Annotated in this window: 8 protein-coding genes and 1 CRISPR repeat array; of the genes, 2 read left to right on the top strand and 6 right to left on the bottom strand. The window is 39.5% G+C overall.

From position 1 onward, the window contains the following. Positions 1-226 precede the first annotated feature (226 nt). Together KQI91_RS03535 and KQI91_RS03530 are read right to left on the bottom strand one after the other, a co-directional pair. Positions 227-2,227: a beta-galactosidase gene (locus KQI91_RS03535; protein ID WP_216391503.1), complete on the bottom strand. Its 2,001-nt coding sequence runs from the start codon at positions 2,225-2,227 to the stop codon at positions 227-229. Positions 2,228-2,274: 47 nt separating this feature from the next. After that, positions 2,275-2,577 (bottom strand): hypothetical protein, encoded by a 303-nt coding sequence (locus KQI91_RS03530; protein WP_216391502.1) that lies wholly within the window; start codon positions 2,575-2,577, stop codon positions 2,275-2,277. A gap of 236 nt (positions 2,578-2,813) precedes the next feature. On the opposite strand from KQI91_RS03530, the gene KQI91_RS03525 reads away from it, so the two are divergent. Together KQI91_RS03525 and KQI91_RS03520 are read left to right on the top strand one after the other, a co-directional pair. Further along, entirely contained in the window at positions 2,814-4,187 is a 1,374-nt protein-coding gene (locus KQI91_RS03525) for an MATE family efflux transporter (protein ID WP_216391501.1), read from the top strand. Between the two features lie 595 nt (positions 4,188-4,782). After that, complete coding sequence (locus KQI91_RS03520) at positions 4,783-6,153, top strand: MATE family efflux transporter (RefSeq protein ID WP_216391500.1); 1,371 nt, start codon at positions 4,783-4,785, stop codon at positions 6,151-6,153. A 77-nt stretch (positions 6,154-6,230) separates the two neighbouring features. After that, positions 6,231-7,057: direct repeats of the CRISPR family, unit length 36 nt; unit sequence GCTTGAGTACCATACATATTTACATCATTCTCAAAC. A 57-nt stretch (positions 7,058-7,114) separates the two neighbouring features. On the opposite strand, the gene csn2 is transcribed toward KQI91_RS03520, so the two are convergent. From csn2 to cas9, 4 genes are read right to left on the bottom strand one after another with little or no spacing between them, the layout of a single operon-like run. Continuing rightward, positions 7,115-7,786: a type II-A CRISPR-associated protein Csn2 gene (gene csn2 / locus KQI91_RS03515; RefSeq protein WP_216391499.1), complete on the bottom strand. Its 672-nt coding sequence runs from the start codon at positions 7,784-7,786 to the stop codon at positions 7,115-7,117. Continuing rightward, positions 7,783-8,088: a CRISPR-associated endonuclease Cas2 gene (cas2, locus tag KQI91_RS03510; RefSeq protein ID WP_216391498.1), complete on the bottom strand. Its 306-nt coding sequence runs from the start codon at positions 8,086-8,088 to the stop codon at positions 7,783-7,785. The genes csn2 and cas2 overlap by 4 nt, the downstream gene beginning before the upstream one ends. A 4-nt stretch (positions 8,089-8,092) precedes the next feature. Beyond that, positions 8,093-8,950 carry a type II CRISPR-associated endonuclease Cas1 gene (gene cas1, locus KQI91_RS03505; RefSeq protein WP_330654440.1) on the bottom strand — a complete coding sequence of 286 codons (858 nt, stop codon included), beginning with the start codon at positions 8,948-8,950 and terminating at the stop codon, positions 8,093-8,095. A gap of 11 nt (positions 8,951-8,961) precedes the next feature. Further along, the gene (cas9, locus tag KQI91_RS03500) at positions 8,962-12,996 is read right to left on the bottom strand and encodes a type II CRISPR RNA-guided endonuclease Cas9 (RefSeq protein WP_216391496.1); all 4,035 of its coding nucleotides are present in this window, start codon (positions 12,994-12,996) and stop codon (positions 8,962-8,964) included. Positions 12,997-13,548 lie beyond the last annotated feature (552 nt).

The following is a 13,548-nucleotide window of genomic DNA, read 5'->3' as shown; positions in this document are numbered from 1 at the left end:
TATACAGAAACCTCAATGCATTTGTACAAATTATTCAAATAATTTTGTCTACCTCACAATCTTTTTGTTAGTATTATATCATACTCGTCTTTTTACTGTCATTAAACAAAATAGAGGTTTTGTCTAAAAACAGAACAAAACCTCTATCATGTAATATATTATTATTTTCTCTATCGGGAACCAGCGAGACACTCAAAAGGCCGGAAACATCGTCCCCCTGACCCAATCACTTTATTTTCAGGATACATACATTCCACGGTTTCAAAATGACTTCTTTTTCCAGCTCATCCGCCTGTCCAAGAACTGTCTCAAATCCCTCCTTCACAGAAATTTTCCGTTCTTCCCAGGAATAATTCAAATAAAAACAAATCTTTTCGCCCTTTTCATTAATCCCCTCACGCACGATCACAGGAAATGTTTCTGATGTCACAGGATTTATACCGGATTTTGTCAAAATTTTCATCAGTAACTGCTGCAGGTAACGTTCTTCAAACATGCAGCCGATATACCACGCCTCACCTTTCTCATATGGATGATGTGTGACTGCGGCATATTTTTTCCAGTTTGGATGCTGATACACAGAAATGACTTCTGCTCCATCCGGGATCAGAAGTTCCATAAATGTCTCTGCCTCCGGTTCACCATCATCAAAACCTGTCAGAGTAACATTCTCCGGGAACGTGAACTGCTGATAGTACATGCCAAAAACTTCGCTCAGAATATGTGGCTGTCTGTCAGAATACACTTTCACATTCTCATTGGCAAATGCTGTCTTGAATGTCGTGATCAGCGTTCCGCCCTGTGCGGTGTACGCTTTCAGACGTGTGAGGATTTTTTCATCTGCCGTGTACATAGCCGGAAGGATGATCGCCTGGTATTTCTCGATATCCTCACTCTCCTCCCAGATAATGTCGCACTCAATATTTACTTTGTAAAGTGCATCATAAATCCAGCGGACGACATCGTTATAGCCGATTCCATCATTTCCTGCGGCAGTCGCTTCAATCCCAAACCATTTGAGCGCGGTCAGAGCTTCGTTACTCACCATGATCGCGACTTTGTTATTTTTCTTAAGTCCTGATAAAACAGGGGAAAGTTTTTTAAACTCATTGCCTATGATACAAGCCTCACGGTATACGGCATTTTCTTCCATATCATGACTCAGAAGCCCTCTCCAGTATGTCTCAAAAGAATTATGGATCGAATGCCAGTGCCAGTACATCACACCAAGCGCGCCGGATGCCAGATGGCTGTATGCCTGCAGACGAAGCTGCCCGTCATACGGTGTCCAGCCCGGATAGCCCTGCGCTTCTGTTTCCAGGACCAGATAGTTGTCATTTTTGAGACAGCGGATCAGGTCACCACCGAATGCAATCTCTGCACCTGTCAGATGATCCTGTGTCGGATGATAAATATCCACGCCTGCCATAGTCAGATGTTTCGCACATTTGAAATGATCCACATCCGGCTGCACGCCATAGGAATATCCTCTCCACTCAAAATCCAGATTGTGGGTGATAAACTGATCGTCTCTCTTATATTCCGATACGATATCTGCCTGCCAGCCAAGGAATTCCTCCACCAGACTTCTCTGATATTTCTCAAACTCCGCTCCAAGGCTTCCGTTGATCGTACCACGCACATCCGGGAAATCCTCCCAGGCATTGATACGGTTGCTCCAGTAATCCAGCCCGAATTCATGGTTCAGTGCATCCAGATCATTATTGAATTTCCCGCGGAGATATTTCACAAAACCAAGTTGGACATTTTTGCTCGCTGTCCCATAATATTTTGTCTCATTATCAAGTTGGAATCCAATCACACATTTACGGTGCGCGGAAACTTCCATCAGCTTACGGATGACTTTTTCCGCATGATAACGGTAGACCGGATGTGTGATGTCCATGATCTGTCTCGCGCCATAAATACCTCTGCCTTTGACCGTTTCCGCCAGAACATCCGGATATGCCTTTACCATCCAGGTCGGCACTGCATAGGTCGGAGTTCCGATAATCACGTTGATCCCGGCTTCCTCCATCGCATCCATCACACGGATCACATGAGAAAAATCAAAAACTCCCTCCTGCGGCTCACAGGTGCTCCATGTGGATTCTGCGATCCGGACGGTATTAATTCCGGCTTTTTTCATCATGGCAACGTCTTTCTCCAGACGGTCGTATGGCATGTACTCATCGTAATAGGCTGCTCCGTAAAGTAATTCTTTCATAGGCGATGTCTCCTTTTTCTTATTCTGACAGTTTCATAATACTTTACTCAGTGTTTTTTCCAGAACCCTCTTCTTGCGCTTCTCAGGACCAACAATGGAATCAACCATTCGAAATCCCATAAGGATGTTGCAAAATCCCGAATAAATCTTTCGCACATCTCATAGTAAGGCATCTCAGGATTTTTGTGATTTCCCAGCTCTTCCAATGTCCTGTCAAATGCTTTGACCAGAATCACCGTCTCTGTCTCCACATTCAGCAGACAAATGTTCACGTAATCTTTCCCCAGTGCATTTACAATAGACGCCTGCCTGCTTATATTTTCATTATTCTTTTTCATTGCCTCTGGCATTTTGTACCTTTACCTTCCCCTGTATTTCGACAATCTGTTTATGCGTATAATCCTTTTATTATACCACGTTGCTCCAGCTTTGACAGCATCTTCACCCAAAACTCGATTTTACTTTCTGTCATGCCTTTTATCTATATTTTATCATAGTCAATAGGTATTTGATATTATTTTGTTTCGAACGTATAATACAATCGGATAAAAAAAGACTTCTTATTATTTCTAATGAGGTATTTACCATGGAATCAAAAAACAAAACTCAAAAACTGGATATTTTACACGGCCCTATCTGGAACAAACTGCCGCTGTATGCACTTCCTGTAGCTGCAACCGGGATCCTGGAACAGTTATTTAATGCTTCTGATCTTGCGATCGTCGGAAATTTTGCAAGTACCGACCGTACTGTTGCTATCGCCGCTGTTGGGGCGAACAGTCCTGTAATCGGCGTGATCCTGAACCTGTTTATCGGTATTTCTCTTGGAACAAATGTCATTATTGCCAATGCTATCGGACGCAAAGACAAAAAAGCCGTAGAACAGGCCGTACATACTTCTGTCCTTGCAGCTCTGATCGGAGGATTGCTTGTCACTCTCCTGGGGGAATTATTTATTGGAAATATTCTGAATATGCTGAATGTTCCTGAGGATGTTTTTCCTTATGCGCTTCTGTATATCCGGATCTACCTTATCGGACTGCCGGTTATCTTCCTGTATAACTTTGAAGCGGCTATTTTCCGAAGTACCGGAGACACAAAGGTTCCTCTGCAGGCGCTGGCTTTTGCAGGCGTTCTGAATGTACTTCTGAACCTGCTCTTTGTCATTGTTTTTAAGATGAGCGTAAACGGTGTTGCGATTGCGACTGTGGTCTCCAACCTGACCAGTTCTCTGATCCTGCTTGTTCGCCTGACCCGTACACAGAAATGGATCCGGGTTCAGCTCAGTGAACTCCGGATCCATAAGGACTGCCTGCTCAAGATCCTCCGGATCGGGCTTCCTGCCGGAATCCAGAGTGCCGTATTCAATATTGCAAATGTGGTGATCCAGTCTGCGATCAACAGTCTTGGAACGGTTGTTATCGCTGCTTCCAGTGCTGCTTATAATATTGAGATCCTTGCTTATTATGTGCTCAACTCTTTCAGTCAGGCATGTACCACCTTTGTCGGACAAAATTATGGGGCAAAGCAGATCAGCCGCTGCAAAAAAGTCTTTGCGCTCTCTCTGGTTGAGGACCTGATCGCCTCTGCCAGCTCCATCCTGCTGATCCTTGCCAGTGGTAAGTTCCTGCTCTCACTCTTTAACAGCGACCCGCAGGTTATTGAAATCGGCTATACGCGACTGCTGATCATCTTTTCAGCATATACCTTCAGCATGCTCTACGAAGTGATGTCCGGCTACCTCCGAGGCTTCGGAATCTCCTTTGTCCCTGCAATCCTGACAACCATCGGTGTCTGCGGAACAAGACTCGCCTGGGTCTTCACCGTATTCCCACATCACAGGAACTTCGCAAGCCTCATGCTGGTATATCCGGTAAGCCTCGCGACTACGGCAGTGCTGATCTTTATCGCACTGATGGTGTACCGCCCGGCACGAAAGTTCAGAGAGCTTGAGAAGTGAGTTGTATTTCTGGCTCCTCATTCCTTGGACATCTTTTTACAGACAGAATTATTTTCTTAATTTGATTGATTTTCAAATAAGTTGCTGTAATCTGGGTCATTTTCTTTTGGACACCCTGATGGCTCAGATTCAAGCAAACTTACTTCAAACCACCTATTTTTTTGCATTCATTGACCTTGTCGTAACTTTCCATTTCCATGGTCATCCGATTTTTCCTATTTTATTGACTTCTATAGCACATATTTTTCTGCAAGTCATCCGATTTTTCTTATCTCGTTGGCTCTCATAGTACTTTCTTTGCTTCAAGTCACTCGATTTTACAATTTCTGTGGACTTCCTGGTGACTTACTCTTCTCCCGGTCATTTCGCATTCCAATTTCGGTGGCCCCCCTGGTAACTTACCACTCTCCCGGTCATTTCACATTCCAATTTCGGTGGCCCCCCTGGTGACTTACCACTCTCATGGTCATTCAACATTTCAAATTTACTTGATCCTCCGGTGATCTACTTCCCTCAAAGTCCGCCGGCTGTCCATTGCAAGTTGTTCATTTTTCATATATAATCATTTCTATATCATTTTCAGGAGACGATCATCATGAATCAATCAGGCAATACAAACCGTATGGAGACCGGAAGCATTCCAAAGCTTCTTGCGCAGCTGGCAATCCCCGCAGTTGTCGCTCAGGTCATCAACTTACTCTACAATATCGTAGACAGGATTTATATCGGACACATTCCAGGAATCGGTGCCGCTGCTCTGACAGGCGTCGGACTCTTTACACCGATTCTGATGCTGCTAAATGCTTTTGCCATGCTTGTCGGCTCCGGCGGTGCCCCAAGAGCAGCCATCGCCATGGGAAAGAAAGACAATGATCTTGCAGAAAGGATCGTTGGAAACTGTTTTACTTTATTGGTCGGACTTGCAGTTATACTAACCATCGGATTTTATGTGAGTGCACCAACTTTACTGAAGCTTTTCGGCGCCAGCAGTGCTACTTTATCCTATGCTTCTGCTTACGCAAAAATCTATATATTAGGAAGCTTCTTTGTACTGATCGTGCTTGGCATGAATCCTTTCATCACTACGCAGGGATTTGCCAAGATCAGCATGCTGACCACTGTTATAGGTGCTGTGATCAATATCATCCTTGACCCGATTTTTATTTTTGCTTTTGGCATGGGAGTAAGGGGCGCAGCACTTGCTACTGTTCTCAGCCAGGCAGTCGGTGCAATCTGGATTCTGCGTTTCCTGACAGGAAATAAAACAATCCTGCACCTTAAGAAATGTAACATGCATCTGAACGCCAAAGTATTCGGTCCATGCCTTACCCTTGGGATCTCTACTTTTGTCATGCTGTCAACAGAAAGTCTGCTCTCTATCAGCTTCACAAGCAGCCTTTCCAGATATGGTGGTGACGTAGCTGTCGGTGCCATGACGATCATCACCAGTGTCAGTCAGCTTGTAACCATGCCACTTCAGGGTATCTGTCAGGGTGGTCAGCCAATCATCAGTTATAATTATGGTGCTGATAAACCTGAACGAGTAAAAAAAGCTTTTTTCACTCAATTTTGTGCCTGCATCATCTACACAACTCTGTTCTGGATTATCGTCATGCTTGTACCACAGGCATTTGCAACAATCTTTACCAGTGATAAAGAACTCGTTACATATTCTGCATGGGCACTTCGTATCTATATGACCGGAATCTTCTCGGTTGGCTTCCAGATCAGCTGCCAGCAGAGTTTCATGGCACTTGGACAGGCAAAGGTAAGTCTGCTGCTTGCATGTCTCAGAAAGATTATCTTTCTGATTCCACTGATCTTTATTCTGCCTCACTTCTTCGCAGATAAAGTATTTGCGGTTTTCCTTGCCGAGCCGGTGAGTGATATTATTGCTGCGACCGTGACCACGATCACATTCTTTTCATTATTTAATTCTATACTAAAGAAAACGACCCGAGGCTAATGCCCCGGGTTCGCTAGCTTATATACCACTTTTTCATCATTCTCAAACGACAAAGAACGCGGTGCTGTCCTTCCACAGCTTGAGTACCATACATATTTACATCATTCTCAAACAAAGCGTATTTTGAACTTGACCCGGATATTGCTTGAGTACCATACATATTTACATCATTCTCAAACACCTGGTCCTCTGTTCTCATTTTTCGTTTCGCTTGAGTACCATACATATTTACATCATTCTCAAACCTGCCAGATTTCGCCCTCAAATCCAACATAGCTTGAGTACCATACATATTTACATCATTCTCAAACTCCCGGCTGTTTAGGGTCAATCAGCTTCAAGCTTGAGTACCATACATATTTACATCATTCTCAAACAGGCGGCATATAGTCCGGGGTAGATACTGGCTTGAGTACCATACATATTTACATCATTCTCAAACTCAATGTTCCTCATGCGCTCAACCGTATGCTGCTTGAGTACCATACATATTTACATCATTCTCAAACCACGGGTCATAGGCTATAGCTTCTTCCGCGGCTTGAGTACCATACATATTTACATCATTCTCAAACTGGAAGCTGCTATTTGTCTGGCGCGTCCTTGCTTGAGTACCATACATATTTACATCATTCTCAAACGAAGTCCCCACTGGTTTAACTTCTGGTAAAGCTTGAGTACCATACATATTTACATCATTCTCAAACGGATGATAGCAGCATAGCCGCCGGGTCCTGGCTTGAGTACCATACATATTTACATCATTCTCAAACTGGTACTTCTCCCATAGTACACATCAGCAGCTTGAGTACCATACATATTTACATCATTCTCAAACAAGTTTGTGTTTGCTGTCTGATGTTTTGTCGCTTGAGTACCATACATATTTACATCATTCTCAAACCTCAAATCCAAAAATGAAATGCTCTCATCTGCATAAAATGCATGGTACTCAAACATTTTAGTATATTTCACATCTATCTACGTCTATAATATACTGCTTCACCCCTTCCATGCAACCTTTTTGTTGGCTTTCTATAAATAATCCTCTGGTATCCTGATATTTCATTTCTTTAATCAATTCCTGAATCTGGTAATCTGCCAGATAACTCCTGAGATTTACAAACACAAACAATTTTATCCCTGTCATCGCTGCCAAAATTTTTATGTATTGAACCAAACGTTCCAGAAAATCCATATCACTTGTTTCATAATGAACATTAACTGCCTTCAATAATGCAGTCACATCTGCTTCCTCATCAAATTCAAGAATATATTCCGTACACTGTTCTAAATCCAGCATGTACTCCTGTAAATATCTCAAAAGTTCTGTTGTTTTGACATACATCTGTTCTCCCTTTGAAAGAGCGGATAATTCCAGATACAATTTACTTAATATCTTCCTTGAATTTATATCTACCGCGAACGGATTAAATATAATGTCCATCTTCTTTGCCAAATCCAATTCTTTATTCTTCTCGGACAGAACAAACCGTCCTTCGCCACCATCAATCTGAGCACTTAGTTCCATTACATATTCTGAAAAAGCTTCTGGCATCTCTATGATCCATTCCATAAATTCAGTCTTTTCATCCAAAAGTATCCCAGACAATTCGAAATGAACCAATTTCATAAAATCACCAGCCTTTCATCACTGTCCAGCACCTCACTCTTGATGTCACCAATTATAATATCCATTTTTGCATATTGTTTTTCTGTCACAGTCAATAGCTGAACCAATCCTTCTTCCGGTTTATTTTTGTGGACATTGTCAACAATCGTTCTCACTGCTGTACTATTTAATGCAAGTTTGCAATAAACAGATTCCTGAAGCATTAAAAAGCCATTTTTAAGCAGGAATTTTCTGAATTTTCTATATTCCCTTCTGTTCTCTTCTGTGATAACCGGAAGATCAAAAAATACCAACACTCTCATAAATCTATAACTCAATTCCGTAAAATCGAATCAATGAACTGTCATCTTCCTCCAACGCATCAAATACACTTTTACAATAAATTTTAATCGCATTATTCACATATTGAATCTTTCCATCCAGCTGAACCTCCTGATTCAATATATTTACAAGTTGCATCTTTTCCTCGTGTTCAAACTGCATCAAATCCATTTCTGTTACTTCTCGATCCACAAGAATTCGAAATGGTTCCATCAAGTCTGATGCCAGATTAAACTGATTGAACATGTTATCATGAAAAAGTCCTAACTGTGTAATATATCCGTTTGCAACAACTTCTCTTGTAAAAGCTGACAAAATGATAGAATATCCATAATTCAAGGCAGCATTTATAAAATTATCTTCTGTTCGGGTAAAATCCATTCCAAACAATGCATTAAAGTAAACTTTTGCTGCATGTCCTTCTCGGTTTGTTCCATCATTCCATGTAATTTCTCTTAGATAAGATGTCAGTAGTTTTGATTCTTCCTTTCCTGATGCTTCCAACAGTTCCTTTTGTTTTCGTATCTTTTCTGTTACTATTTCTGTCCAGACCGCTTCTTTCGTTTTTTGCTTCCATGCAATCTGTCTGCGCACTTTATTACTGGTATCATGGCTTCCATAATAATTTACCAGCTCACAACTCGGATTCCTTTTTTCATCACAAAAAATGACCTTGATCTTTCGTTTCGCCAGTTCTGCAATCAGGCTTGTGGTAAGTGAAACTGCTGTTGACTCAATAAGAATTGTAGAAATTTCACTCAATACAATTTTTATCGTTTCCTCGCTTCTCACTACCATTTTACCCAATTGCAGATCCAACTTGGCTCTTTTTGTGATTACCACTACACGCCAGCTCATAATGCCAACAGGTTTATTTCTTTTTCGAATATACCTGTAACCGACTGATTAATAATAGAAATTCTCGTACATTTTGTAATATTGCTGTTCATGACCAAAATACCTGCACTTCCTGGTCCGCCTATCAGCTTCAGATTAGAAGCTGTACTCTGACACTGGAACATATGTAGTATTTCATTCAGTACAATACATTTATCTTCTGCACATAATTTCTCAAAACTTTCACGTTTTTCTATCAAAGTCTGCGCTTGGGTCAGTAGGCGTTTTCCATATATTGTATTCTGGATTTTATCAACAAAAACATCATACAATCTCACCAGCATTTCTTCTGTCAATTCATCCCTTGGATTTAAAACTACTTCTTTGTTTTCTTTTTTTCGATTTACATATTTAATAATTTTTTTCAAAATCACAGCATCCTGCTGAGATAATATAAGCTGATTTGCCCCTTTAAAAAGCAGTCTATCAACGGTTCTTCCAGACAGCCACATTTTAAATCCATCTACATCAAATAATGTATCTGTTTTTACTTTCCTCATGAGAATTTCCGGTTCTTTAAGCATTTTTACGTCTATTAAATATGTGAGCGCAGTTTTCTCATCTTTTTCTATCTGCTTCTTCATATACAATGGAATATATTCAAGTGTACGAATTTCTTTTCCTTTTTTGTCTTTAGATTTCACCAACATAAAGTATGCACCTGTTGCCTTGTTATAGCCACCATATTTTTCTATACTACTAAGTCGGTTATCATTTCCTTTTATCGGAACCTGTCCTTTTCCTTTTTTCATAATCTGCTGATCAAACAGTCCACCTTTAACTTCATACGCTTTTCTTGTCACAAGGATATTGTTCTTTTTCATAAAATTCTTTACAGTCGCTATCGTTCCATTACTTCCTGACTTCCACGCAATCTCACCATTTCTTATGATATCCTTATCTTTTGACGTAAACATTGTCTTCAAATTATACGACCGTCCAGGATTCTCTTTTACGTACCACGCTGCATTACGAGTAAATTTCACATAATATGAGTTTCCAACTACAACATTCAAATATGCATCTTTTGCATGATGAAGATCATTCATTTCACGTACCTTGATTAAGTCAAAATCGTGTCGGAATCTCGAAACATTTCCTGCCTTTACATATACAATTTCTGTATGTGGGAATGCAAGCTGTAAAATCTCTGCTACCGCCTTTGTACTCTGCCTGGTCTCAACCAACTGCCTTTCAATAAATCCAGCCAGTTCATCCGGTCTTAATTCTGTTGCTCTGGTCAGTCGTTCATATTTCTTTTTACTTATAAATCCACGCTCCAGCAGTGATTTCCAGAACGATGTCATCGAATCACGAATTTCCTTCTTAACTGGATATATATCAGTTTTATCTGAATTCAGCCGTTTCTTCACAAGGACTCGATTATCCAGGCTGTCATCCATTGTTTTAGATTGTGGATAAATATGGTCAATATCATATTTCTGATTATCCCACAAATCTTCCAATTCAATTCTTTCACCAGAATACATACAGCGTCCCTTTTGTGTATAGTACAGATATAGTTTATCACTCCTTAACTGATAATCCTGACACTGTTCCAACTGTCCACACAATTCACTAACCCATTCAGATTCTTCTTTTTTGCAAACCTTATATAAATCCAATAACTGTTTTCTACGCGATTCTGTTCGTTTGCTTTCCTGTTTCTCTCTTGCCATTTCCACAAAAACTCTTTGTGGGTCTGTTCCCATCACTTTTTTTATCTCTTTTACTACTTTAAGTGTCTGCCAGATCTGACGTTTAACTGACGGTGAAACGTACAGTCCTTCAACTGTTTTATAAGAAAGTTCTGCTGTTTTCTTACCTACATTGAAAGTTTCGATTTCATTTGCAAAAGTATAGTTTCTGCTAAGAAGCTGCATCAGATTATCATTTGTCTCCCACAGTGCCATAATGATATTCCAAATCTCACCAGTTTCCGGAGCAGGTACTGTTATTTTTTCCAGAAAAGTGTCAGATAAACGTCCCCATCCCTTGTATGATAAAGTACTAATTGCTTTTAACTGCCCTTCTGTCAATTCAGGAAATCGCTTCTTCAGTCTTTGTTTCAAAAGTTTCTTATCTTCCCCAAATAAAACAATGTTTAAAATAATTTCTTCTTTTGCTTTCTGACTCAATGACACCCCTGTCAATTTCTCTTTGAAATCATGATACGAAGTCAGTTGTGCCTTAAAATCCCCATCAATTCCGGAAATATCCATATTCTCATCAGCAATTCCCTGACATTTCAAATATTTTTTTAATTTCTTAATGGTTACTTTACGGTACCTGCAAAATACTTCTTCATAAATTTGCTGCTTCAGTTTAACGGAAATTTTTTCTCCATTTAATCGAAGAGTATTTAGTTCATTCAATACCATAAATTTACTATATAACAATGAATCTTTTGGTAATACATCTTCTCCCACCAGATATGTACATTTATTCGTCATCCTGCGAATAAACTTTTCTGCGCTCGCTTCCGTATCAACAACCTCTTCAAAATTCCACGGATAAATTTTTTCTTTACTTCTTCGTACTGCCCATGTAAATTTTTCTTCTTTTCCATCCGTATAATTTAATGGTCCGACATAATAGGGAATCCTAAATTCAAACAGCTGAATAATTTTTTCCTGATTTTCTTTTATAAGTGGAATTCTGTTTTCCAGATTCTTTAATATTTTCTTTAACTCATACAGATGAACCTGGTATGGGATAACACCATTTTCTTTGTTTACCTGTTTCGGTAAAAAACTGCCCTGGTCTATTTCTTTTTCAAGATATTCTTTCACCGTAGGATCTGTTATATTTTTTATTACAGTCTTTTTCAAAAAATCATAAAAAGCATCCTTATCGCATTGTTTGCTCTGTAAATCAACTTTCCTTCCATTCTTCTTTGTCATTCCGATATATGCACAATAATTGTCCAGCTTATCACTGGTTTCAACAAAAACTTTCTTATAAAACTCTGATGGTAAATGTTCACGCACAATTATTTTCAGATATTTCAGATCCTGCTTATGCTTTTTATATGTTTTTACTTTTGCTTCAGATATAGAACTGCTGTCTCCAAGAATTTCTACCAATACAGACCAATCGTAAACTGCTTTTGCTGATTCTACAATATAATATTGTTCTCCCAAAACAGCTTCTACAGAACCAATATACTCATCATATCCACTATCTGAAAATGATATCTTTGGTCGTTCACTTTCATTCAATTCAGCAACTCCAAAAATGTCACTTAATTTTACCGTACCACCAGATAACAATGTTAAAATAGCCTTCTCACAAGTACTCTTTGCCTTAAGCTGCTTGATAAGAGCTGTCTTTTTTGCGGTTTTAGTCAGTTCCCTGTTCTTTAATATTTTTTCGATACATCCCAATTCTTCTACATCTGGCTCGATTCCCCACTCCAGTTCTTCTTCTTTTAAATTCTGAACCATCTGCATGAATGTTCCCTTGAATTCCTTAATCTGGCTAATATCTCCAGAAAGAAGGAAGTGTCCTCTATGCTTCATCATATGATGAATTGCCAGATATACTAATCGGATATCTGGTGTTCCCTTTGTTTCCATCAGATATTTTCTTAAATGATAAATAGTTGGAAACTGTGCATGATAATCCTTATCTGTAAAATTTTTGTCCACAAATAATGCATACGGCAGATCTGGACAATTCCCATTGATATCCTGCTTATCCTCCGGATAATATTTACTCTCTTTCATCCGGAGATAAAATCCCGGATCTACTGCTGTAATTTCTTCGGCAAAAAGTTCCTGTAGAATCTGAATTCTCCAGTTCCGTCTGTCCAATCTTCTTCTGGATGTTCTAAACATGCGTCGTTCTTCTGCCGTATTTGCGCTTTCAAACAACCTTACACCCCACAAGGACTTTCCATGTGCCCTTAAGATTTCATATTGGTTGTTCGTAACCGCCCATCCAAGTGATCCGGTTCCCATATCCAATCCCAAAAAATATTCTTTTTCCATAATGCACTTTCTCCTTCCTGTACTTTAAATTTTAATTGACTTTTCTGTTGACCCGTTTTATACTGAAAATAAGTTTAGTACCATACTAACTTTACATCATAAGTTCAAATAAGAATTTAATTCAAATCGTCACTTAACCGTGACCCACAGTGTGTGGACTGAGCCTGCGTATGCAGGCTTCTTTATTTTTCAAATTACTCTGTGCCCCAAACATTTTTACATCGGATTTTAAAATATCCAGGTCCTGAATGTTCAATTTATTTTTCAAAACATTAGTCCCTGGATAATAGTTCTTAGCATCTTTTGTATCATCATACGAATACTCATATTCCTGATTTTTCAGCTCTTAGATACTCCATATTTTTTATTTAATTCTTTAATTACAGCAGATACAGTTGTTGTATTATTAAGAACATTCTGAACCCGCCTGCGACAACTTGAATCAAACGGCATGCCTTCCATTTTGAAACTTGTCTCAATACTACTCAATCTTCTTTCATTGGTCATATGAAATCACTTTCTACCCTTATTTGTCACGCATCTATTTGTATA

Source organism: Blautia sp. MSJ-19 (genome assembly GCF_018918125.1).
Lineage (GTDB): Bacteria > Bacillota > Clostridia > Lachnospirales > Lachnospiraceae > Blautia_A.
This window is presented reverse-complemented; position numbering and strand designations above follow the sequence as displayed.